This is a genomic window from Streptomyces sp. NPDC042346, assembly GCF_055581845.1.
The window spans coordinates 286,861-308,168 of the sequence record NZ_JBVJEH010000007.1; the positions used below are offsets into that span (position 1 = coordinate 286,861).

Consider the following 21,308-nt stretch of genomic DNA (forward strand, 5'->3'; position numbering starts at 1 on the left):
GATCCTGCCCGACGCCCCGCCCCCGACCGTGATCCGCCCCTCGCAGAGCGCCGATCCGGAGCGCCGTTTCGAGCGATTCGCCCGGCGCGGAGCGCCGATTCGCCCGGCACGGAGCGCCGATTCGCCTCGCCCGGAGCGTCGATCCGTCCCGCACGGAGTGCCGATCCGTCCCGCTATCCCAGCGCGGTCAGCGCGGGGACGAAGGCCACGAGGACCGGGATCACGGGGACCAGGGACGCGACGGCGGTCAGCCGCAGCCGGCGCCCCGCCGTGAGCCGCGGGGCCGCGGTGAGGAGCCGGTGCACCCGCTGCGGCAGATCCGCGTCCGGTGCCGGGCCGGGGCCGAACACGCCCCGGTCCTCGTTCAGTTCGACGAGGGCCAGGGCGATCGTCAGCCGGCCGAACCGGCGCGAGGCCACGTCGTCGGCGGCCAGCTCCACCAGCCGGTGCATCTCCTCGCGGAAGGCCGCGAAGACCGGGATCCCCGGAAAGCCGCCGGCGAGCGCGGCCGAGCAGTGCAGCAGCCAGTCGTGCCGGGCCCGGGCGTGGCCCTGCTCGTGCGCCAGGACCGCGTCCAGCTGCCGGCCCTTCAGGCGCCGCAGCGCGGCCGTGGTGATGACGAGACGGGGCGTGGTCCCCGCCATCCACCAGGCGTCCGCCCGCTCGCCCTCCAGGACGACGAGCCGCTCGCTGCCCGGCTCCTCCCCGGGCAGCAGGGGGGCGCGGACGAGGAGATCGCAGCGGCGCTGCCGGCGTCGGGCGCGCGCCTGGCCGATCTCCCGGCCGAGCATCGCCCCGGACCAGACGCCGCCACAGGCCAGGGCGACCGCGAGGACCCCCGACCACGGGCTGGTCGTGCCGAGTTCGTACGCGTCGACCACCGCGCGCGGTGCGGGCGCGAAGAGTTGACCCCGTACCGCCTGCCAGGCCGCCGACGCGCTGAACGTCATGGACAGCGCGAAGCTCAGCAGTACCGCCGCCACCACGCACTGCCACACCCAGAGCGCGACCACGGGTTCTCGCTCCACCCAGTCCGCCCGGGCCAGCAGCCGGGGGGCCGTGAGGGCGGTCAGGACGCCGAGCAGCAGCAGCGCGAGGGAGACCCACATGACCGTCACCCTATGAGCGCGGTACTGGTCGGGGGTATGGCCCCGGACGCCAAGTGACGTACGACACGGTTTCGTTGCGCCGATCGCCGGCCCGGCCTGGCCGGGGATCGCCCCGTCGGGGCGATCCGGTCAGAGCGTCACCAGCATCGCGACCATCGCCAGGGCCATCGAGAGCCGGCACGCGAGGGTGAGCTCGGGCCGGGTCGCCCAGGCCGGGCCAGGGCCGCCCGCCGTCGCCACCGCCGCCGGTGCGAGCCGCGCGCCCGCGCGCAGCACGTACACCGTGTAGTAGAGGAGCAGCCCGCCCGTCAGGACGGGTATGCCGCCCGCCGTCCCCACGGCGTGCCCCGTGTGCGCCCCCTGTGCGGCGGGGGCGGTCATCGCCACCGCCATGTAGAGCATCGCGAGCGATCCGACGAGATGATGCAGATGGTGTCCGCCGCGCCGGGCCGCCTCCGCCAGGCCGAGCAGCGCCGTCCCGCCGAACACCGCCGCGTACACCGCCCAGCTCCAGCCCGGCTGGGTCACCACCGCCGCGGGCAGGGCCATGACCGCCATGCCGAAGCCCATCAGCGCCTCGCCGCCCGCGGCCCGCCGCTCCTCCCCTTCGCACGCGCGCATCCGCAGCAGGCAGTACGTGCCCGTCGCCGCGCAGAGCACGACCAGCAACCACCCCGACAGGGTCGCTCCGTGCACAGCACACCTCCCCCTCCACGGAGAGGAATGCCCGCCGCCCGGGCGCCGCACGCGGGCGCACGGGCGCGCACGGATGTACGAGGGGGAGTGAAAGGTGCGCGCGTTAGGCTCGGGGCGATCGCGCACGTCGATCGTCAGCGCCCGAGGGGAGCCCGTACGCATGGACACCGCCACGTCCCAGGACACCGGCCGGATCGAGTACCGCGAGGCGGTCCTGGACGACGTCCCGGTCCTCGTCCCGCTCGTCGAGTCGGCCTACCGGGGCGATGCCAGCCGGGGCGGCTGGACCACGGAGGCGGACATCCTCCAGGGGCAGCGCACCGACCCCGAGGGCGTGGCCGCCGTCATCACCACCCCGGGCAGCCGGCTCCTGGTCGTCGAGCGGGACGGGGAGGTCGTCGCCTGCTGCCAGCTGGAGCACCGGGGCGAGGCCGCCTACTTCGGGATGTTCGCCGTCCGTCCCGAGCTCCAGGGCGCGGGCCTCGGCAAGCGGATCATCGAGGAGGCCGAGCGGCGGGTCCGCGAGGTGTGGGACGTCCGCGAGATGCACATGACGGTGATCTCCGTGCGCGAGGAGCTGATCGCCTGGTACGAGCGGCGCGGCTACCGGCGTACGGGGCGGATGACCCCCTTCCCGTACGGGGACGAGCGCTTCGGTCTGCCCCAGCGCGACGACCTGCAGTTCGAGCTCCTGGTCAAGCCGCTGAGCTGACCCAGCGTGGTCGAGCGGAACCGGCCCGTACGGCGGAAGGGTGGCTTCAAGCCCGACGGACAGGAAAAACTTCGGTCTCCATAGGGGTCGCGCAGGAGAATTTCTCTTGCTCCCCTTGTGGCGAGGAACCGTCAGTGGTTACGGTGTCTTGACGCAAGGTTCTCCTGTGGAGGAAGAGGCATGACGGAAATTCTTGTGCAGGACGCGACCGGTGGGGCGATAGCCGCCGACGCCCGGGTCATCGACCACCCGGCTTGGGCCGAGCTCAAGAATGCCGTGGAGGAGATCCGCGTCTGGCAGAGCGCGGACGGCTCCATCGACTTCGACCCCGAGAACGCGACCGCGCCCGCCCGCGCCCTCGTCGAGCTGACCCTCGACCGGGTCACCGCCGCGGTCGAGCAGCTCTCCCCGCTCGTGCCGCACGACGGCGTCTACCACCGCGCGCTCGTCTCCGACCTGCGCAAGTGGGCCGAGAGCGGCTTCGCGGTCCCGGACTTCCTGGACTCGCTGCTGGCCTTCCAGCCGGCCGCCGACCGCGTCGACGGGCTCCAGCACCTCGTGCTCTTCCCGATGTACACGCAGAACGGCAACCCGGACCGCAACCTCGAAGCGGTCGTGCTCCGCATGGTCTGGCCCGAGTGGCTGGCCGAGCTGGAGGCGACCCGCTACGACAACCCGCTCTTCTGCGGCATCACCTTCGAGGACTTCACCGCCGGGTACGACACCAACTCGGCCGTCCTCTTCCCCGAGACCATCGCCGTCCGCGAGGCCCCCGAGCGCTTCAGCTGGGGCGGCATCTTCTGCGACCGCGAGGCCGCGCGCTTCCGCAAGGTCACCGAGGCCGCCGTCGACACCCTGGGCATCCAGCTGCCCGCGGACATCGCCGCGATGATCGACGACCAGACCCGCTGCGAGCAGGCCTTCGTGCTCTGGGACATGGTCCACGACCGCACCCACAGCCACGGCGACCTGCCGTTCGACCCCTTCATGATCAAGCAGCGCCAGCCCTTCTGGATGTACGGCCTGGAAGAGCTCCGCTGCGACCTCACCGCCTTCAAGGAGGCCGTGAAGCTGGAGGCCGAGGGCAACGCGCACGGCCGTGACGTGCAGTACGCGGTCCTCTTCGACCGGATGTTCCGCTTCCCGCTCTCCGGCGACCGCAACCGCAACTACGACGGTCTCGGCGGCCAGCTCCTCTTCGCGTACCTCCACAAGAACGACGTGGTGCGCTGGACGGACAACACCCTCAAGATCGACTGGCAGCGGGCCCCCGAGGTCACCAACCAGCTCTGCGCCGAGATCGAGACCCTCTACCGCGACGGCATCGACCGCCCGAAGCTGGTCCACTGGCTCAAGGCGTACGAGCTCGTCTCCACCTACCTCTCCCCGCACCCGGGATCGAAGTGGGCCAAGGGTCCGGACGCGCTGGACCTGTCCCTCCCGCCCCGCAAGCTCGTCGACGACGTGCTTCCGGACGAGTTTCCGCTCAGCATGTTCTTTGAGGCCCTCGCCAAGAAGCTGAAGGGCGTGATCGCCGACACCAAGGGGATCACCGCCGCCGACGTCCCGAGCACCGAGCGGGCCGCCGCGTGAGCGACCTCATCGACAGCACGGAGACCACGGAGGAGGCGTCGCCCATGAACGCCAACGGAAACGGCGGGCCGCTCGACGGCGCCGTCATCGCGGTCGCCGGCGCGGCCGGCCCCGCGGGCCGCGCGACCCTGCTGCGCCTCGCCCAGGCGGGCGCGACCGTCGTCGGCTCCGACGCCGACCCGGCGCGCCTCGCGGAGGCCGTCGACGCCGCCCGCTACGCCCACGGCGGAGCCCGGGTCATCGGCGACACCGTCGACCTGCTCGACCTGGACGCCACGCGCGACTGGGCCGCCAAGACCGAGAAGGAGTTCGGCCGGATCGACGGCCTGGTCCACCTCGTCGGCGGCTGGCGCGGCAGCTCCTCCTTCACGGAGACCGACCTCAAGGACTGGGACTTCCTGGAGAAGCTCCTCATCCGCACCGTCCAGCACACCTCGCTCGCCTTCCACGACGGGCTGCTGCGCGCCGGCGGACGCGGCCGGTACGCGCTGATCAGCCAGGTCGGCGCGCACAAGCCGCTCGCCAACAACGCCGCGTACAACGCCGGCAAGGCGGCCGCCGAGGCCTGGACCCTCGCCATGGCGGACTCGCTCCGCAAGCTGGGGGGCGACGACGGCCCGCAGGCGGCGGCTGCCATCCTGGTGATCAAGGCATTGGTGCACGACGCGATGCGCGCCGAACGCCCCAACGCGAAGTTCGCGGGCTTCACCGACGTGAAGGACCTGGCCGACGAGATCGCCGGTCTGTGGGACAGGCCCGCCCAGGAAGTGAATGGACAGCGTCTGTGGCTGACCCCCAAGCCGTGACAGCGGCCCTCGGCCCGCGGACCGACGCACGTCGTCACCACGACCCGTCGGTCCGGGGCTTCGCCAGCGACAACTACGCCGGCGCCCACCCCGAGGTCCTCGCGGCCCTCGCCCTCGCCAACGAAGGCCACCAGGTCGCCTACGGCGAGGACCAGTACACCGAGCACCTCCAGCGCATCATGCACAGCCACTTCGGTTCCAGTGCCGAGGCCTTCCCGGTCTTCAACGGCACCGGGGCCAACGTGACCGCGCTCCAGGCCCTCACCGACCGCTGGGGCGCCGTCATCTGCGCCGAGTCCGCGCACATCAACGTGGACGAGGGCGGGGCGCCCGAGCGGATGGGCGGCCTCAAGCTGCTCACCGTGCCGACTCCGGACGGCAAGCTCACCCCCGAGCTCATCGACCGGCAGGCCTGGGGCTGGGAGGACGAGCACCGGGCGATGCCGCAGGTCGTCTCGATCACCCAGAACACCGAGCTGGGCACGGTCTACACGGTCGAGGAGATCCGCGCGATCGTCGAGCACGCCCACTCCAAGGGCATGAAGGTCCACCTCGACGGGGCCCGCATCGCCAACGCCGCCGCCTCCCTGGACGTGCCGATGCGCGCGTTCACCAACGCGGTGGGCGTCGACGTGATCTCGTACGGCGGTACGAAGAACGGGATGCTCTTCGGCGAGGCCGTCGTCGTCCTCAACCCGGACGCCGTCAGCCACATGAAGCACCTGCGCAAGCTGTCCATGCAGCTCGCCTCGAAGATGCGCTTCGTGTCGGTCCAGCTGGAGGCGCTCCTCGCCAAGGACCTGTGGCTGCGCAACGCCCGGCACGGCAACGCGATGGCCCAGCGCCTCGCGGAGGGCGTGCGCGCGGTCGACGGGGTGGAGATCCTCTACCCGGTGCAGGCCAACGCGGTCTTCGCCCGGCTCCCGCACGAGGTGAGCAGGCGTCTGCAGGAACGGTTCCGCTTCTACTTCTGGGACGAGGCCGCCGGCGACGTGCGCTGGATGTGCGCCTTCGACACCACGGAGGACGACGTGGACGCCTTCCTCCAGGCGCTGAAGGAAGAGATGGCGCGCCAGTAGCAGCCTCTTTGCACAGCACGCACTGCATGAATATACGGCCGGACGGAAAGTCATTGACTTCCGTCCGGCCGTTTCCTTACGCTCTCACCGCATGGAACTCGTGCAACAACACCCAGAAATCTCGGCCTACCTGGCCGTCAGTGAGGCCGTCGACCATGACCACCCCCTGGTCAGGCACGTGGTGGCCCGCCTCACCGACGAGCATCCCGACGCATACTCATACGCCGAGGCGGCCTACGCGTACGTCCGCGACACCATCCCGCACTCCCAGGACTCGGGCGATCTCCGCGTCACCTGGCGCGCCTCCGACGTCCTGGAGCAGCGCACCGGCATCTGTTACGCCAAGTCCCTCGCGTACGCCGCGCTGCTGCGGGCCCGCGGCATCCCGGCCGCCCTCTGCTACCAGCGGCTCGCTGACGACGACGGCTCGAACCCGGTGATCCACGGCCTCGTGGCCCTGCTGCTGCCCGGGGAGCGCGCGTGGGCCCGCCAGGACGTGCGGGGCAACAAGCCGGGCGTCGACGCCCGCTTCTCCCTGGCGGAGGAGCGCCTCGCCTGGACCGTACGGCCGGAGCTCGGCGAGGTGGACTACCCCGAGCTGTACGCGGAACCGCACCCGGCCGTCCTGGGCGCGCTGAAGGCCGCCCCGGACCGGCCGTACCTCGCGCGGACGCTCCCTACGGAGCTGTGACCGCGCGTACCGGCATCCTCAGCCGGCTTCCTTGACCTGGGCCGGCGTCGGAGCCGTACCGCCGAGGTGCGCGGGCACCCACCACGTGTCGTTCGCGTCCTTCGGGCGGACCGGGTAGGCGCGCTGCGCGGCCTCAAGGAGCTCCTGGACGCGCTCGCGCAGCCGCCGCGTGATGGCGCCCGCGTACTGGTCGGCGGGGGCCTGGACGGGCTCGCCGACGCGGATCGTCACCGGGATGTGGCTCCGCTTGAAGTTCCGGGGACGGCCCTTCGTCCACACCCGCTGGGTGCCCCAGAGCGCCATCGGGATCAGCGGGACGCCCGCCTCCTGCGCCAGCCGCGCCGCGCCCGTCTTGAAGCTCTTGAGGGTGAACGACTGGGAGATGGTCGCCTCGGGGAACACGCCGATGATCTCGCCGGCCCGCAGGGACTCCAGCGCGTGCTTGTAGGCGTGCTCGCCCTGCGCGCGGTCGACGGGGATGTGCTTCATGCCGCGCATGAGCGGCCCGGAGACCTTGTGCTTGAAGACGGAGTCCTTCGCCATGAAGCGCACCAGGCGCTTCTGGGGGAGGGCCGCGAGACCCGTGAAGATGAAGTCCAGATAGCTGATGTGATTGCTCACGAGCACCGCGCCGCCCGTGCGGGGGATGTTCTCGGAACCCTGCGTGTCGATCTTCAGGTCGAGCGCCTTGAACAGCGTGAGCGCGGCACCGACGACCGGTCGATAGACGAGTTCTGCCATCGGAGAGGAACCTCTTCTTCGTGTGCCCGGAGCGGGTTCTCCCGGCGAAGTTACGCGGCCGTAGGTTTTCGGCTTTGGGCAGATCGTGCCCCATGTGGGGCGCCGTGACCAGTCCAGGCGGCTTCGTACAGGGAGATTCTCGTCACCCCTGGTGGTCGTGGCGGGAATCGAACGGTCCCGTGCGACGCTGCTGGAGGGGGAGAAGCGGCGCAAGGGAAAGAGGAGAGGCATGACGGAGGTCCTGGGGCCGGAACTGCTCGGTGCGGAGCTGGGGGAGCGGGCCACCCTCGTGCAGTTCTCGACCGCCTTCTGCCAGCCCTGCCGCGCCACCCGCCGGACCCTCGCCGAAGTGGCCGCCATGGTGCCGGGCGTCGGACACGTCGAGATCGACGCCGAGGAGCGCCTCGACCTCGTACGGGAGCTGGGCATCGCGCGGACGCCCACCGTCCTCGTCCTCGACCGCGCGGGCCGGGTCGTCCGCCGGGCCGCCGGACAGCCCCGCAGGGCGGACGTCATCGCGGCGCTGGGGCGGGCGGTCTGACGCGGTGACACATCTCCCACATCCCGGTACGCACTTGACTGCACCCGGCAACGATCGTCACTCTGACGGAGTGCCCCCAGAACTCCTTCTCTACGGCCGGGTCCACGTGGACCTGGCCCGCAACGCGAGCGCGCGCTGTCCGGGTGTCTGACCACCCCAGGACTCTCCTCATGACGCCCTCGCAGAAGGACAATTCCATGACGGTTACGCCCGACTTCCGTACCGCTCCCACGATCGGCGCACCCCGGCAGGCCTCTCCCGATCTGCTCCGCTCCGTCTTCCGCCGGCACGCCGCCGGTGTCGCGGTGATCACCGCGCACGGCGAGCGCCCCGTCGGCTTCACCGCGACCTCGCTCAACTCCGTCGCCGCGGAACCCCCGCTGATCTCCTTCGGCGTGGGCACCACCTCCTCCAGCTGGCCCGTGGTGGCCGAGGCCGAGTACATCGGCGTGCACATACTCGGCGAGCACCAGGAGGAGCTGGCCGCCACCTTCGCGCGCAGCGGCGCCGACCGCTTCGGCGGGGACACCCGCTGGAGCGTGGGACCGGAGGGCGTGCCCGTCCTGGACGGTGTCCTCGCCTGGCTGGTCTGCCGTGTGGTGGCCCGGGTGCCCGCGGGCGACCACCGGATCGTGATCGCGCAGGCCGTGGCCGGAGACCCGGACGGGGCGGGCCGGCCGCTCCTGTACCACCACGGGCGCTTCAACGCGCTGCGCGACTGAGAGTTCCCGTTCGCGCCCCTCTCCGCGCGTTGTCAAGGTCACATGGCTGAGCGCTTGCTTACTGGTAACGGACTGGGTGTACTGGCGAGTAATATTTCGGTCGGGGCGTCCGGCGCCCCGACCGGAAACCCGCCCTTCAGGCGCCTATGCTGCGAGCAACAAGGCAGCCAAGTTATGACGATGCAGTAGGAGAGCCGGCGTGAGCTTGAGGATCGTTGTCTGTGTGAAGTACGTGCCCGACGCGACCGGAGACCGTAAGTTCGCGGACGACCTGACGGTCGACCGCGACGACGTCGACGGCCTGCTGTCGGAGCTCGACGAGTACGCGGTCGAGCAGGCCCTGCAGATCGCCGAAGAGGCGGACGACGCGGAGGTCACCGTACTGACGGTCGGCCCCGAGGACGCCAAGGACGCGCTGCGCAAGGCGCTGTCCATGGGTGCGGACAAGGCCGTCCACGTCGAGGACGACGACCTGCACGGCAGCGATGTCATGGCCACCTCTCTCGTGCTCGCCAAGGCGATCGAGAAGACCGGCTACGACGTCGTCATCGCCGGTATGGCCTCCACCGACGGCACCATGGGTGTCCTGCCGGCGATCCTCGCCGAGCGCCTGGGCGTCCCGCAGGTCACGCTGCTCTCCGAGGTCAAGATCGAAGACGGCAAGGTCACCGGCCGTCGCGACGGCGACACCGCCTCCGAGCAGCTGGAGGCCTCGCTTCCGGCCGTCGTGTCCGTGACGGACCAGTCGGGCGAGGCGCGCTACCCGTCCTTCAAGGGCATCATGGCCGCCAAGAAGAAGCCGGTGGAGTCCCTGGAGCTCGACGACCTCGACATCGACGCCGACGAGGTCGGCCTCGAGGGTTCCTGGACCGCCGTGGACTCGGCCGCCGAGCGTCCGGCGCGCACCGCGGGCACGATCGTGAAGGACGAGGGCGAGGGCGGCAAGCAGCTCGCCGAGTACCTCGCGAGCCAGAAGTTCATCTAAGGCTCCCGCGAGCCGACCGTCCCGCCCCTTCTCGTTCGCAGGAGACTGAAGTCCCATGGCTGAGATTCTCGTCTACGTCGACCACGTCGACGGTGCCGTCCGCAAGCCCACCCTGGAGCTGCTGACCCTCGCCCGCCGCCTCGGCGAGCCCGTCGCCGTCGCGCTCGGCAACGGCGCCGCCGACACCGCCGCCGCGCTCGCCGAGCACGGCGCCGTGAAGGTCCTCACCGCCGACGCCCCCGAGTTCGCCGAGTACCTCGTCGTCCCGAAGGTCGACGCGCTCCAGGCCGCGTACGACGCGGTGTCCCCGGCCGCCGTGCTCGTCCCGTCCTCCGCCGAGGGCAAGGAGATCGCCGCCCGCCTCGCCGTCCGCATCGGCTCCGGTGTCATCACCGACGCCGTGGACCTCGAAGCCGGCGACGAGGGCCCGGTCGCGACGCAGGCCGCGTTCGCCGCCTCGTTCACCACCAAGTCCCGTGTCTCCAAGGGCACCCCGGTCATCACGGTCAAGCCGAACTCGGCCCCCGTCGAGGCCGCCCCGGCCGCCGGCGCCGTCGAGGCCCTCGCGGTCTCCTTCGGCCCGCTGGCCACCGGCACCAAGGTCACCGCTCGCACCCCGCGCGAGTCGACCGGCCGCCCGGAGCTGACCGAGGCCGCGATCGTGGTCTCCGGTGGCCGTGGCGTCAACGGTGCCGAGAACTTCGCGATCATCGAGGCGCTCGCCGACTCGCTCGGTGCCGCCGTGGGCGCCTCGCGCGCCGCGGTCGACGCCGGCTGGTACCCGCACGCCAACCAGGTCGGCCAGACCGGCAAGTCGGTCTCGCCGCAGCTGTACATCGCCTCCGGCATCTCCGGCGCGATCCAGCACCGCGCGGGCATGCAGACCTCGAAGACCATCGTCGCCATCAACAAGGACGCCGAGGCTCCGATCTTCGACCTCGTCGACTACGGCGTGGTGGGCGACCTCTTCGACGTCGTCCCGCAGCTCACCGCCGAGGTCCAGGCCCGCAAGGGCTGACCTGCGGTTCTGTACGGTCCGGGGGCCGCGTGGCGATTCGTCGCCGCGCGGCCCCCGGTCGTTTCGGACACCCATTGACGTGGGTCCCGACCGACTATTAACTTCGCTATACGGATTGTTGATTCCGTGTAGCGGAAAACAGGAGGATGTGGGATGGGTCAGCAGGAGAAGGTGTCGACGAGCCTCGCGGGCGCGGTCAGCGAGGGCATCAGCGCCTCCCTGGCGGCGGTGGACGCAGAGCTCGACCGCCGCTACCCGGGAGACCCCGGCACCCGCCAGCCCGTCCACACGGTCTACGTACCCGGCAACGTCTTCGACGCCGACACGGTCCGCTCCTGGGGCGACCAGGCCCTCGCGGCCCTCGACGAGCACGCCCCCGACGCCGCCTCCTTCGCCGCGGTCCTCGGCCTCACCGACGACCTCGCCGAGGACGTCTACGGCCGCGTGCGCGCCAAGCTGGAGCGCGAGCCCGTCGAGGACCTCCGGGTCGACTTCGAGGACGGCTACGCCGGCCGGGACGAGGACCAGGACGCCGCCCGCGCCGCCCGGCTCATCTCGGAGGCGTACGCGAACGGCACCGCCGCCCCGTACATGGGCATCCGGATGAAGTGCATGGAGTCCGCCGTACGCGACCGGGGCATCCGCACCACCGACGTCTTCCTCACCGGCCTCCTGGAGAACGGCGGCCTCCCCGACGGCCTCGTCCTCACCCTCCCGAAGGTGACCTACCCCGAGCAGGTCTCCGCCTTCGTGCGCCTCCTGGAGGCCTTCGAGAAGGCCCACGGCCTGGACGCCGGCCGCCTCGGCTTCGAGATCCAGATCGAGACCAGCCAGTCCATCCTGGCCAGCGACGGCACCGCCGCCGTCGCCCGCATGATCGGCGCCGCCGAGGGCCGCGCCACCGGCCTGCACTACGGCACCTTCGACTACAGCGCCTGCCTCGGCGTCTCCGCCGCCTACCAGGCCAGCGACCACCCCGCCGCCGACCACGCCAAGGCGATCATGCAGGTCGCCGCCGCCGGCACCGGCGTCCGCGTCTCCGACGGCTCCACCAACGTCCTCCCGGTCGGCTCCAAGGAGCACGTCCACGAGGCCTGGCGCCTGCACTACGGCCTGACCCGCCGTGCCCTCGCCCGCGCCTACTACCAGGGCTGGGACATGCACCCCGGCCACATCCCCACCCGCTACGCCGCCGTCTTCGCCTTCTACCGCGAGGGCTTCGAGGCCGCCGCCAAGCGCCTCTCCGCGTACGCCAACCACGCGGGCGGCGACGTCATGGACGAGCCCGCCACCGCCAAGGCGCTCTCCTCGTACCTGCTGCGCGGCATCGACTGCGGCGCCCTCGGCACGGCCGAGGTCGACGCCCTCACCGGCATGACCCGCGCCGCCCTCGACCGGTTCGCGGCCCCGCGCCGCGGCGACCTCACCGCCTCGGCCGAGTAGACACGAAGATCAGATAAGGGTCTCGATCCAGCCAACTGCCCCGTACCCTGTACGAGTTCGTGCGCATCACGCGCACGTGTTCGACAGGGGAACGGGGCAGTAGTGTCATCGGGGGAGAACGAGCGGCTCGCGGGCCGCTACAGAATCGTGCGCAGACTCGGGCGCGGCGGCATGGGAGTCGTCTGGCGCGCCGTCGACGAGGTCCTCGGGCGGGAGGTCGCCGTCAAGGAACTCCGCACGTTCACGGACGCGGCCGCGCCCGAACTGGCCGATCTGCGCCTGCGGATGACGCGCGAGGCGCGGGCCGCCGCCCGGGTCCGCCACCCCGGAGTCGTGGCCGTCCACGACGTCACCGAGCACGAGGGCCGGCCCGTCATCGTCATGGAACTCGTCGACGGACCCTCCCTCGACGACGTCCTGGGGGAGCGGGGCAGTCTGGACCCGGTCGAGGCCGCCCGGATCGGTGCCCACGTCCTGGAGGCGCTGGCCGCCGCGCACGACGTCGGCGTGCTCCACCGGGACGTGAAGCCCGGCAACATCCTGCTCGACCGCTCGGGCCGGATCGTCCTCACCGACTTCGGCATCGCGACCATGGAGGACCCGGGCGACGGCTCCGCGACCCACCTCACGCGCAGCGGCGAGATCGTCGGCTCCCTCGACTTCCTCGCCCCCGAGCGGGCGCGCGGACAGGATCCCGGCCCCGCCTCGGACGTGTGGGCCGTCGGCGCCACCCTGTACGCGGCGGTCGAGGGCGCCTCTCCGTTCCGCCGTACGTCGACGTGGTCGACCCTCGCGGCCATCGTCAGTGAACCCCTCCCGGAACCCGTGCGCGCCGGGCCCCTGGCCCCGGTCCTGATCCGGCTCCTCGACAAGGACCCGGCCACGCGGCCGGGCGCCCGCGAGGCGGCACGCCTCCTTGGAGCGGTGGCGATGGCGGAGTCGGAGCCGGCTTCGGTGGTGGAGGCAGAGGCAGAGGCAGAGGCGGGGCCGGGGCCGGTTTCCGGAGCGGTGGCCGGTCCGCCCGCCGTGCCGGTCGAGGGCTTCGGCCCGCCGGTGATGCCCGTGGCGCCGCTGACGCCGCCCGCACCCGTGATGCCGGCGCCGCCCCTGCCACCGGTGCTCTCCGGGCCCGACACCGTCGGCGCGGGCGGCCGACGGGCCCGCGCCGGACGGCGGGGTGTGGCGAAACGAGGCCGGGGGAGCGCGCTGGTCGCCGCCTCCGTGGCCGCCGTCCTGCTGGCCGGGGGCGGCCTCACGTACGTCCTCATGGAGCGCGGCACGACGCAGGAGGCCTCCGAAGGGAACCTTGCGGGCGGGGGCCCGGGCGACGTCCCGGACGAGGACACCGGCCGCGTACTGGATGCGGGGAGCAGCGGCACGCCGTCCTCCGGCGCGACCGGTGGCAGCGGCGCGCCCTCCCCCACGGGATCCGGCGGGGCGAGCCCCTCGGGCCAGGAGTCCGGCGAGCCGGGCGACGACCGGGGACCGGCCACCGACGGCACCGGGCACGACGGCTCGGAACCCGGTGACGGGTCCGGTACGGGCACGGGCACGAGTACGAGGGATACGGCGGCGGGGGCGGGTGGCGGCGACGGTTCCGGCTCGGCTTCCGGGGGCGGTTCGGCCACGGGTGGCACGACGGCCCCGAGCGCCCCGGGCACCGGCACCGCGACGACGGACGCCCCCTCCGGGGACGCCGCCGGGGGCGGCGGAACGACCGCGCCGGCCACCGAGGCCCCGGCGCCCGCGGGGTGCGAGTCCGCGGGTTCCTCCTCGACCTGCCAGGTCGTGCGGAGCGCGACGACGACCCGCTACGACGGCGGCGAGATGGGGACGGTCGGCGCGGGGCCGCACGTCCTCTACTGCCAGGTCGACCTCGACCGCAGCGAGACGTACGGCGGACGGACCAGCCGGTGGTTCGCGAGGACCGACGACGACAGCGGCAACACCAACGTGTACCTCAGCGTGCTGCACCTCGCGGGCGGTGCGGGCGGTGGTCCCGTGGAGGGGCTGCGGATCTGCTGACAGGGGGATGAGCCGCGGGGCCGCGGGGCCGGGGCGCTGCGGGGCCGCGAGGGCCCCCAGGCCGCAGCGTCGCGCGGGGCCGCAAGCCGCAGGGTCGCGCGGGCCGCAGCGTCGCTCTCAGGCGGTCGGCGGCGCGATCTCGCCCGAGCCGCGGGCGACGAGCGTCGTGCCGAGCACCACCCGCTCCGGCGCCCCGCCGGCCCCGTCGAGACGCCGGAAGAGCCGCTCCGCCGCCGTCCGACCCAGCGCGGCGGCGTCCTGGGCGACGACCGTGATGCCGAGCAGATCGGCCAGTTCGATGTCGTCGAAGCCGACGAGCGCGACCGGGGGCGCGTGCCCGGCGAGGGTCCGGACCGCCGTCACGGTGACCCGGTTGTTCCCCGCGAACAGCGCCGTCACCGGCTCCGGCCCCGTCAGCATCTCCCGTACGGCCGCGCTCACCCGCTCAGGGTGCGTCGACCCGAGCGAGACCCAGGCGTCCCGGACCGGCAGGCCCGCGTCCTCCATCGCCGCGCGGTAGCCGCGCAGCCGCTCGGCGCCCGTGTGGATGCGAGGACGGTCCCCGACGAAGCCGATCCGGCGGTGTCCGTGGGCGATCAGATGGGCCACGCCGTCGCGCGCCCCGCCGAAGCTGTCGGAGAGGACGGCGTCGGCGTCGATCCGGCCGGCCGGACGGTCGACGAAGACCGTGGCGACGCCCGCCGCGATCTCCGGTTCCAGATAGCGGTGGTCGTCACCGGCCGGGATGACGATGAGGCCGTCGACCCGGCGCGCGCACAGGGCGAGCGCCAACTCCTGCTCCCGGTCCGGGTCCTCGGCGCTCGAACCGTTGATGAGGAGTGCGCCGTGCGCCCGCGCGACCTCCTCGACGGCGCGGCTCAGCGGCCCGTAGAAGGGGTCGGCGAGATCCTCCAGGACCAGGCCGACCGTGGCCGTCCTGCCCTTGCGCAGGACCCGTGCGCTGTCGTTGCGGCGGAAGCCGAGGGCCTCGATGGCCTCCTGGACGCGGCGCTCGGTGTCCGGGGTGACGCCCGGCTCGCCGTTGACGACCCGGGAGACCGTCTTGAGGCCGACACCCGCCCGGGCGGCGACGTCCTTCATCGTGGGCCGGTTGCCGTAGCGGTGATCGGTGCGGCGGGCGATGTCGGCCACGGTGCGGGGTTCCTCCGTCATGTCGGTACCGGTACCGGTCCGGTTCGGGTCGGGTTCCGGTCCGGGATTCGGTTCCGGTTCGGGTTCCGGTTGGGGTTCCGGTGGGGATTCCGGATCTCGGTCTCAGGTCGAGCATAGGGCCTGGACAACGTTGTCAGACAACGGGAGACTGGGCAGACTGTACGGATCGCCCCCGGCCGTCCCCGGCCGCCGACTGGAGGATCCGTGCCCATGCACACCGACCCCGTAACCGGCCCCGTCCCGGGTCCCGTCGTCGCGCTCGACATCGGGGGCACCAAGATCGCCGGGGCGCTGGTCGACGGCGAGGGGCGTGTCCGGGTGCGGGCCCAGCGGCCCACCCCCGCCCGCGAGGACGGCGAGACGGTGATGAAGGCCGTCGAGGCCGTCCTTGAGGAGCTCGCCGCGTCGCCGCTGTGGGAGGCGGCGCGGGCCGTCGGCATCGGCAGCGCGGGCCCGGTCGACGCCTCGCGCGGGACCGTGAGCCCGGTGAACGTGCCCGGCTGGCGCGACTTCCCGCTCGTCGAGCGGGTCCGCCGGGCGTCGGGCGGGCGTCCGGTCACCCTGGTCGGCGACGGGGTGGCCATGACGGCCGCCGAGCACTGGCTCGGCGCCGCCCGAGGCCACGACAACGCCCTCTGCCTCGTGGTCTCCACCGGCGTCGGCGGCGGCCTCGTCCTCGACGGCCGGCTCCACCCGGGCCCCACCGGCAACGCCGGTCACCTCGGCCACATCTCCGTCGACCTGGACGGCGATCCCTGCGCCTGTGGCGGCCGCGGCTGCGTCGAACGGCTCGCCAGCGGCCCGCACATCGCGCGCCGCGCCCTGGAGAACGGCTGGCGGCCGGGTCCGGACGGCGACGCCTCCGCGGCGGCGGTGGCCGTCGCCGCGCACGCCGGTGACCCGATCGCCGTCGCCTCCTTCGAACGGGCCGCGCAAGCGCTCGCGGCGGGCATCGCCGCCACGGCGACGCTCGTCGAGATCGACATCGCGGTCGTCGGGGGCGGGGTGGCGGGCGCGGGCGACGTCCTGTTCGGTCCGCTGCGGCGCGCTCTCGCGACCTACGCGACGCTCTCCTTCGTCCGGAACCTGACGGTCGTCCCGGCCGTCACGGGCACCGACGCAGGCCTGCTGGGCGCCGCCGCGGCGGCCGGGCGCGGGGGGAGCGCCGGGAGCGGGGCGGCCTGGCCGGGCCCCCGCTCCTGACCGCGACGGCCCGCCCGTACACGTGCCGGACATGCGTTCGTGGTTTTCGTGGCAGGGTGTTGCGGGCAATCCACTGGGGGCTACCCAAGAGGGGGAATCGTGATCGTCTGGATCAACGGTACGTTCGGTGCGGGGAAGACCAGTACCGCGCGCGAACTGGTCGATCTGATCCCGCAGAGCACTCTGTTCGACCCCGAGCTCGTCGGCGGGGCCATGAGCCGGCTCCTCCCGGCCGAACGGCTTGCCGAAGTCGAGGACTTCCAGGACCTGGCGATCTGGCGGCGCCTGGTCGTCGACACCGCGGCCGCCCTCCTTGCCGAGGTCGGCGGGGTCCTGATCGTCCCCATGACCCTGCTCCGGCAGGAGTACCGGGACGAGATCTTCGGCGGGCTCGCCGCCCGCCGGATCGAGGTGCGGCATGTCCTGCTCGCTCCCGAGGAAACGATCCTGCGGCAGCGGATCGACGGCCGGAGCGAGCACGGCGAGGCCGAGGCCGACGCCCGCGTCCGGCAGTGGTGCCACGGCCACATCCCGCCGTACCGCGCCGCGCTCGGCTGGCTCGCGGAGGACGCGTACGTCGTCGACACCTCGGTGCTCACCGTGGCCGAGGCCGCCCTGGCCGTCGCCGACGCGGTCAAGGCCGACCGGGCCGCGCCCTGCGGGATCGTCCAGACGCCCGAGCCGACCGGCGAGACCCTCGCCGCCGGCGTCCTGCTCTTCGACGAGGAGGACCGCTTCCTGCTCGTCGACCCCACGTACAAGCCGGGCTGGGAGTTCCCCGGCGGCGTCGTCGAGGCGGGCGAACCGCCGGCCCGCGCCGGAATGCGCGAGGTCGCGGAGGAGGTCGGGCTCGAACTCGACGTCGTACCACGCCTGTTGCTCGTCGACTGGGAGCGGCCCAAGCCCCCGGGATACGGCGGGCTCCGCCTCCTCTTCGACGGTGGCACGCTCCGCGCCGCCGACACCGCGCGCCTCCGCCTCCCCGGCGCAGAGCTCCGCGAGTGGCGCTTCGTCACCGAGGAGGAGGCCGCCGGCCTCCTGCCACCCGTCCGGTACGACCGTCTCCGCTGGGCCCTGCGCGCCCGCGAACGCGGCACGGTGCTCAACCTGGAGGCGGGGATCCCGGTGGGGCAGGACGCCTGAGGGGCCGTCCGGCGGAGCGGCGCCGGAGGCCCCCGATTCCCCTACCCGGGGCCGGGCTTGCCGAACGCTCGTCGGCCGTGCACGAGCAGCTCACGCACAGCGGGGCTGTGCGTGCCCTTCCAGATCAGGGCCAGCAGGGCGGGTGTCTCCACGTCGTCGATGGTGCGGGCGACGATGCGGTCGTGATGGCTCGCGGCCATCGATTCGCTGAGGACGGCGACGCCGAGTCCGCGGGCGGCGAGGTCGGCGATGGCATCACCGGCGCCGGCCTGCAACGCGATCGCGGGCTGCAGTCCTCGTGCGGAGCAGGCCTGGTCGAAGACGGTGCGCAGGCCGGTGCCGGGGGGCATGCACACGATGGGGAACGTGACCAGGTCGCGCAGAGTGACCCGCCGCTGTGTCGCCAGAGGGTGCCCTGGGGGCACTGCTACGACGAGCCGCTCGCTGATGATGGTCAGCGCCTCCAGCCCGTCGGGGGTGGCGCCGGCGGTCCCGATGAGGGCCACGTCGAGGGTTCCGGCGCGCACCCCCTCGACGAGGCGGTCGGAGTTGTCCTCCAGGAGCGAGATCTCCACTCCGGGATGTGCCTGGTGGAACACGGAGAGGGCGTCGAACAGCGGCGTGACGGTGCAGCCGTTGACCATGCCCACCGTGAGCCGACCCCGGATCAGGTCGGTGACATCACCCACGGCCCGGCCGACCGCACCGGCCGCGGCGAGCGCCGCGCGGGCGTGGTCGAGCGCGGCCTTTCCCGCGACGGTGAGCGTGACGGTGCGCGACGACCGGTCGAAGAGTTCGGCACCGAGTTCGCGTTCCAACTGGCGGATCTGAGCGCTGACACCGGACTGGCTGATGTGCACCCGCTCGGCCGCGCGGGTGAAGTTCCGTTCCTCGGCGACCGCGACGAAGTACTCCAGCTGTCTCAACTCCATGACTGGTGATTCTAGCTTCCAGTAGATCCATCTGTTGGACTTCTGGTTGGGGGCTGACCATGCTGATAAGCACCACAGCACGCCAGCAGGAGGAACCCATGCCGGAGTACGAGAAGGCCATGCGACCCGAGGACATCACCCGCTTGTTCGTCGAGCGGTCCAACGCGGGTGACGCGGCCGGGGTCGCCGCGCTCTACGAGGAGGACGCGGTGCTGGCCTACCCGCCCGGCCATCAGACGGTGGGCCGGGAGGCGATCCGCGCGCTGTGGGAGAAGGTGCTGGCCGACCGCCCCCACTTCGAGCAGGAACAACCGCTGCCGACGGTGATCAGCGGCGACATCGCCCTCACCTCGACCCCGCCGAAGGACGGGGCCGGTGCCCGCGCGCAGGTGGTCCGACGCCAGCCCGACGGCAGCTGGTTGCGCCTGCTCGACCAGCCCGAGTTCGTCCCGCCCACCCGCTGATCCCGCTCCGGGATCAAAGCTCCCGGAGCGATCCGATCACGTCGGAGATCATTTCGTGAGGGGGTTCCAAGGGGCCCCGTCGCCCTCGACGTTGGCGACCATCCGGCGCAGGACCTTGAGCGCGGCCACGTACTCCTCGTCGCTGATCCCCGCGTGGACCTCGGCCCGCAGGCCGGTCACCAGGTCGCGGAGCCGTACGCGGGCGGCCTCGCCCGCGTCGGTCAGGTGCAGTCGCGAAGCGTCCTCCCGGAGCCAGCCGCGGTGCAGCAGCTGGTCGACGACGCGCGCGATCTCGTGCGGCCCGTCCGCGAGGGGCGTCAGCTGGCTGACGACCTCCTCGCGGCTCGGCGCGGCGGGCCCGCTGTGCACACGGTTGAGCACCCAGTACTGCGGCTGCGTGACGTCGATCCGGGCCATGGCGTCCCGCAGGTGCCGGGTGACGGCCGCGTGGGCGAGGCCGCTCCAGTAGCCGATGGGCTGAGTGGCGAGGGCGTCGTCGGCGGCGGCCGGGTCGGCGGGCGCCTGGTCGGTCCGGGACGGGGTCGGAGAAGTCATGATCACTATGGTGCCCCCTGGCCGGCGGCGCCGTCACCGAAGCCGAGCGCCCCGCCCACCGCCTGGACGCCCCGTTCATCCGGGGCCAGGTTGCGGTCCCCGCGCCCGACCGGACCGTCAGCTCTCCTTCGAGCGGGCGTAGTTGAGGAGGAAGTGCGCCTCGGCCACCGACAGCCGCTCCAGCTCCTCGGGCGAGACCGACTCGTTGGGCGCGTGGATCTGCGCCTCCGGCTCGCTCAGACCGATGAGCAGGATCTCCGCCTCCGGGTACAGCGAGGCCAGCGTGTTGCACAGCGGGATCGAGCCGCCCATGCCCGCCGTCTGCATCTCCTGACCGGGGTACGCGATGCTCATCGCCTCGGCCATCGACGCGTACGCCGGGCTCGACGTGTCCGCCTGGAAGGCCTGGCCCTGGCCGACCTGCTCCAGGGACACCCGGGCGTTCCACGGCGTGTGCTTCTCGATGTGGGCGAAGAGCAGCTTCGTCGCCTCGACCGCGTCCTGGCCGGGCGGCACCCGCAGGCTGATCTGCGCGCGGGCCGACGCGGGGATCGACGGGGTGGCCCCGGCCACCGGGTGGCAGTCGATGCCGATGACGGTCACGGCCGGGCGCGCCCAGATCCGGTCCGCGACGGTGCCGGCGCCCGGCAGGTCCACGCCCGAGAGGACCTTGGCGTCCTGGCGGAAGTCCTCCTCCGGGTACTGGAGGCCGTCCCACGGCTTGTCGCCCGGGAGGCCGTCGATGACGGTGGAGCCGTCGGGGCCGCGCAGCGAGTCGAGGACGCGGATCAGCGCGGCCAGCGCGTCCGGCGCGGCGCCGCCGAACTGACCGGAGTGCAGATTGCCCTCCAGGGTGTCGATCTGCACCCGGATCATCGTCATGCCGCGCAGCGTCGCGGTCACCGTGGGCAGGCCCACGCGGAAGTTGCCCGCGTCGCCGATGACGATCGTGTCGGCGGTGAGCACCTCGGGGTGCTGCTCCGCGTACCGCTCCAGACCGCCGGTGCCCTGCTCCTCCGAACCCTCGACGATCACCTTGACCGTCACCGGCACGCCGCCGTTCGCCTTGAGGGCGCGCAGCGCGAGCAGGTGCAGGATGAAGCCGCCCTTGCAGTCGGCCGTGCCGCGCCCGTACCAGCGGCCGTTCCGCTCGGTCAGCTCGAACGGCGGGGTGAGCCAGGCGGACTCGTCCAGCTTCGGCTGCACGTCGTAGTGCGCGTAGAGGAGGACGGTCGGCGCCCCGGCCGGGCCGGGAAGGATGCCGTACACGGCCTGCGAACCGTCGGGCGTGTCGAGCAGCGCCACGTCCTGGAAGTCCTCGGCGCGCAGCGCGTCCGCGACCCAGTTCGCCGCCCCCTCGCACTCGCTGCGGGGCGCCACGGCCTCGTCCGCGACCGACTCGAAGGCCACGAGCTCCGTGAGCTCGGCCTTCGCACGGGGCATCAGGGACCGGACGGTGTCGGCGATCGGGTTCGCGGTCATGGGCACGCTCCTGGTGGGTGCGACGTTACGACGTAGGGGAGGGCGTTCGTCGTATGTCGTGGTACGGCGAACGCACCGTAGATCCTACGGCGCGGGGCTCCGGCTACCGCGCCGTAGGATGCGTCGAGAGCAGACCACCGGTCGGATCAGGAGCAGAAGCACACCGTGAGCAGCGAGCACGCAGAGAACGCCGGT

Annotated in this window: 21 protein-coding genes; 14 read left to right on the forward strand and 7 right to left on the reverse strand. The window is 72.6% G+C overall.

The features are described 5' to 3' along the window. Nucleotides 1-173 precede the first annotated feature (173 nt). Both ACZ6K0_RS27480 and ACZ6K0_RS27485 read right to left on the reverse strand, forming a co-directional pair. Nucleotides 174-1,109, reverse strand: coding sequence for a M56 family metallopeptidase (locus ACZ6K0_RS27480; RefSeq protein WP_469232365.1), 936 nt, complete (start codon nucleotides 1,107-1,109; stop codon nucleotides 174-176). 129 nt (nucleotides 1,110-1,238) lie between these two features. Beyond that, complete coding sequence (locus ACZ6K0_RS27485) at nucleotides 1,239-1,805, reverse strand: DUF5134 domain-containing protein (protein WP_469232363.1); 567 nt, start codon at nucleotides 1,803-1,805, stop codon at nucleotides 1,239-1,241. Between the two features lie 160 nt (nucleotides 1,806-1,965). Between ACZ6K0_RS27485 and ACZ6K0_RS27490 the strand changes: the two genes are divergently transcribed. The 5 genes from ACZ6K0_RS27490 (at nucleotide 1,966) to ACZ6K0_RS27510 (ending at nucleotide 6,686) form a co-directional block, all read left to right on the forward strand. After that, nucleotides 1,966-2,517, forward strand: coding sequence for a GNAT family N-acetyltransferase (locus ACZ6K0_RS27490; protein ID WP_376396540.1), 552 nt, complete (start codon nucleotides 1,966-1,968; stop codon nucleotides 2,515-2,517). A 180-nt stretch (nucleotides 2,518-2,697) separates the two neighbouring features. Beyond that, nucleotides 2,698-4,110, forward strand: coding sequence for a DUF6421 family protein (locus tag ACZ6K0_RS27495; RefSeq protein ID WP_469232361.1), 1,413 nt, complete (start codon nucleotides 2,698-2,700; stop codon nucleotides 4,108-4,110). A gap of 44 nt (nucleotides 4,111-4,154) precedes the next feature. Then, nucleotides 4,155-4,916, forward strand: coding sequence for an SDR family NAD(P)-dependent oxidoreductase (locus tag ACZ6K0_RS27500; protein ID WP_469232359.1), 762 nt, complete (start codon nucleotides 4,155-4,157; stop codon nucleotides 4,914-4,916). After that, complete coding sequence (locus ACZ6K0_RS27505; RefSeq protein WP_376397261.1) at nucleotides 4,913-5,995, forward strand: threonine aldolase family protein; 1,083 nt, start codon at nucleotides 4,913-4,915, stop codon at nucleotides 5,993-5,995. Before ACZ6K0_RS27500 ends, ACZ6K0_RS27505 begins: the two co-directional genes overlap by 4 nt. A gap of 91 nt (nucleotides 5,996-6,086) precedes the next feature. Continuing rightward, nucleotides 6,087-6,686, forward strand: a complete 600-nt coding sequence (locus tag ACZ6K0_RS27510) for a transglutaminase-like domain-containing protein (protein ID WP_469232357.1) — start codon at nucleotides 6,087-6,089, stop codon at nucleotides 6,684-6,686. 18 nt (nucleotides 6,687-6,704) lie between these two features. Here ACZ6K0_RS27510 and ACZ6K0_RS27515 read toward each other — a convergent pair whose 3' ends face one another. After that, complete coding sequence (locus ACZ6K0_RS27515; RefSeq protein ID WP_376396528.1) at nucleotides 6,705-7,427, reverse strand: lysophospholipid acyltransferase family protein; 723 nt, start codon at nucleotides 7,425-7,427, stop codon at nucleotides 6,705-6,707. Nucleotides 7,428-7,656: 229 nt separating this feature from the next. Here ACZ6K0_RS27515 and ACZ6K0_RS27520 point away from each other — a divergent pair, with 229 nt between their 5' ends. The 6 genes from ACZ6K0_RS27520 to ACZ6K0_RS27545 all read left to right on the forward strand — a co-directional run bounded on the left by ACZ6K0_RS27520 (nucleotide 7,657) and on the right by ACZ6K0_RS27545 (nucleotide 14,161). Continuing rightward, nucleotides 7,657-7,968: a TlpA family protein disulfide reductase gene (locus ACZ6K0_RS27520; protein WP_376396525.1), complete on the forward strand. Its 312-nt coding sequence runs from the start codon at nucleotides 7,657-7,659 to the stop codon at nucleotides 7,966-7,968. A 197-nt stretch (nucleotides 7,969-8,165) separates the two neighbouring features. Then, the gene (locus ACZ6K0_RS27525) at nucleotides 8,166-8,690 is read left to right on the forward strand and encodes a flavin reductase family protein (RefSeq protein ID WP_376396522.1); all 525 of its coding nucleotides are present in this window, start codon (nucleotides 8,166-8,168) and stop codon (nucleotides 8,688-8,690) included. 199 nt (nucleotides 8,691-8,889) lie between these two features. Then, nucleotides 8,890-9,675, forward strand: a complete 786-nt coding sequence (locus ACZ6K0_RS27530) for an electron transfer flavoprotein subunit beta/FixA family protein (protein ID WP_267042221.1) — start codon at nucleotides 8,890-8,892, stop codon at nucleotides 9,673-9,675. Between the two features lie 55 nt (nucleotides 9,676-9,730). Further along, nucleotides 9,731-10,693: an electron transfer flavoprotein subunit alpha/FixB family protein gene (locus tag ACZ6K0_RS27535; protein WP_376396516.1), complete on the forward strand. Its 963-nt coding sequence runs from the start codon at nucleotides 9,731-9,733 to the stop codon at nucleotides 10,691-10,693. Nucleotides 10,694-10,846: 153 nt separating this feature from the next. Next, on the forward strand, nucleotides 10,847-12,136 hold the full coding sequence (locus ACZ6K0_RS27540) for a DUF6986 family protein (protein WP_376396513.1): 1,290 nt from the start codon (nucleotides 10,847-10,849) through the stop codon (nucleotides 12,134-12,136). A gap of 102 nt (nucleotides 12,137-12,238) precedes the next feature. Then, on the forward strand, nucleotides 12,239-14,161 hold the full coding sequence (locus tag ACZ6K0_RS27545; RefSeq protein ID WP_469232353.1) for a serine/threonine-protein kinase: 1,923 nt from the start codon (nucleotides 12,239-12,241) through the stop codon (nucleotides 14,159-14,161). A gap of 117 nt (nucleotides 14,162-14,278) precedes the next feature. Here ACZ6K0_RS27545 and ACZ6K0_RS27550 read toward each other — a convergent pair whose 3' ends face one another. Beyond that, nucleotides 14,279-15,334 carry a LacI family DNA-binding transcriptional regulator gene (locus ACZ6K0_RS27550; RefSeq protein WP_376396507.1) on the reverse strand — a complete coding sequence of 352 codons (1,056 nt, stop codon included), beginning with the start codon at nucleotides 15,332-15,334 and terminating at the stop codon, nucleotides 14,279-14,281. Between the two features lie 210 nt (nucleotides 15,335-15,544). Here ACZ6K0_RS27550 and ACZ6K0_RS27555 point away from each other — a divergent pair, with 210 nt between their 5' ends. Continuing rightward, a complete protein-coding gene (locus ACZ6K0_RS27555) occupies nucleotides 15,545-16,537 on the forward strand; it encodes an ROK family protein (protein WP_469232351.1) in 993 nt (330 codons plus the stop codon). Nucleotides 16,538-16,636: 99 nt separating this feature from the next. Then, nucleotides 16,637-17,680 (forward strand): NUDIX hydrolase, encoded by a 1,044-nt coding sequence (locus tag ACZ6K0_RS27560; RefSeq protein ID WP_469232349.1) that lies wholly within the window; start codon nucleotides 16,637-16,639, stop codon nucleotides 17,678-17,680. Nucleotides 17,681-17,721: 41 nt separating this feature from the next. On the opposite strand, the gene ACZ6K0_RS27565 is transcribed toward ACZ6K0_RS27560, so the two are convergent. Continuing rightward, nucleotides 17,722-18,612, reverse strand: coding sequence for a LysR family transcriptional regulator (locus tag ACZ6K0_RS27565; RefSeq protein ID WP_469232347.1), 891 nt, complete (start codon nucleotides 18,610-18,612; stop codon nucleotides 17,722-17,724). A 98-nt stretch (nucleotides 18,613-18,710) separates the two neighbouring features. Here ACZ6K0_RS27565 and ACZ6K0_RS27570 point away from each other — a divergent pair, with 98 nt between their 5' ends. Next, entirely contained in the window at nucleotides 18,711-19,076 is a 366-nt protein-coding gene (locus ACZ6K0_RS27570; protein ID WP_469232345.1) for a YybH family protein, read from the forward strand. 48 nt (nucleotides 19,077-19,124) lie between these two features. On the opposite strand, the gene ACZ6K0_RS27575 is transcribed toward ACZ6K0_RS27570, so the two are convergent. Both ACZ6K0_RS27575 and ACZ6K0_RS27580 read right to left on the reverse strand, forming a co-directional pair. Next, the gene (locus ACZ6K0_RS27575) at nucleotides 19,125-19,631 is read right to left on the reverse strand and encodes a MarR family winged helix-turn-helix transcriptional regulator (protein WP_469232343.1); all 507 of its coding nucleotides are present in this window, start codon (nucleotides 19,629-19,631) and stop codon (nucleotides 19,125-19,127) included. Between the two features lie 117 nt (nucleotides 19,632-19,748). Then, nucleotides 19,749-21,113, reverse strand: a complete 1,365-nt coding sequence (locus ACZ6K0_RS27580; protein WP_376396489.1) for a dipeptidase — start codon at nucleotides 21,111-21,113, stop codon at nucleotides 19,749-19,751. Nucleotides 21,114-21,308: the final 195 nt, after the last annotated feature.

Coding starts and splice junctions, on each gene's coding strand:
- ACZ6K0_RS27515 (WP_376396528.1), bottom strand. CDS start 7,427: ATGGCAGAACTCGTCTATCGACCGGTCGTCGGTGCCGCGCTCACGCTG.
- ACZ6K0_RS27535 (WP_376396516.1), top strand. CDS start 9,731: ATGGCTGAGATTCTCGTCTACGTCGACCACGTCGACGGTGCCGTCCGC.
- ACZ6K0_RS27565 (WP_469232347.1), bottom strand. CDS start 18,612: ATGGAGTTGAGACAGCTGGAGTACTTCGTCGCGGTCGCCGAGGAACGG.
- ACZ6K0_RS27525 (WP_376396522.1), top strand. CDS start 8,166: ATGACGGTTACGCCCGACTTCCGTACCGCTCCCACGATCGGCGCACCC.
- ACZ6K0_RS27510 (WP_469232357.1), top strand. CDS start 6,087: ATGGAACTCGTGCAACAACACCCAGAAATCTCGGCCTACCTGGCCGTC.
- ACZ6K0_RS27480 (WP_469232365.1), bottom strand. CDS start 1,109: ATGTGGGTCTCCCTCGCGCTGCTGCTGCTCGGCGTCCTGACCGCCCTC.
- ACZ6K0_RS27555 (WP_469232351.1), top strand. CDS start 15,545: ATGCACACCGACCCCGTAACCGGCCCCGTCCCGGGTCCCGTCGTCGCG.
- ACZ6K0_RS27570 (WP_469232345.1), top strand. CDS start 18,711: ATGCCGGAGTACGAGAAGGCCATGCGACCCGAGGACATCACCCGCTTG.
- ACZ6K0_RS27500 (WP_469232359.1), top strand. CDS start 4,155: ATGAACGCCAACGGAAACGGCGGGCCGCTCGACGGCGCCGTCATCGCG.
- ACZ6K0_RS27495 (WP_469232361.1), top strand. CDS start 2,698: ATGACGGAAATTCTTGTGCAGGACGCGACCGGTGGGGCGATAGCCGCC.
- ACZ6K0_RS27490 (WP_376396540.1), top strand. CDS start 1,966: ATGGACACCGCCACGTCCCAGGACACCGGCCGGATCGAGTACCGCGAG.
- ACZ6K0_RS27550 (WP_376396507.1), bottom strand. CDS start 15,334: ATGACGGAGGAACCCCGCACCGTGGCCGACATCGCCCGCCGCACCGAT.
- ACZ6K0_RS27580 (WP_376396489.1), bottom strand. CDS start 21,113: ATGACCGCGAACCCGATCGCCGACACCGTCCGGTCCCTGATGCCCCGT.
- ACZ6K0_RS27540 (WP_376396513.1), top strand. CDS start 10,847: ATGGGTCAGCAGGAGAAGGTGTCGACGAGCCTCGCGGGCGCGGTCAGC.
- ACZ6K0_RS27575 (WP_469232343.1), bottom strand. CDS start 19,631: ATGACTTCTCCGACCCCGTCCCGGACCGACCAGGCGCCCGCCGACCCG.
- ACZ6K0_RS27520 (WP_376396525.1), top strand. CDS start 7,657: ATGACGGAGGTCCTGGGGCCGGAACTGCTCGGTGCGGAGCTGGGGGAG.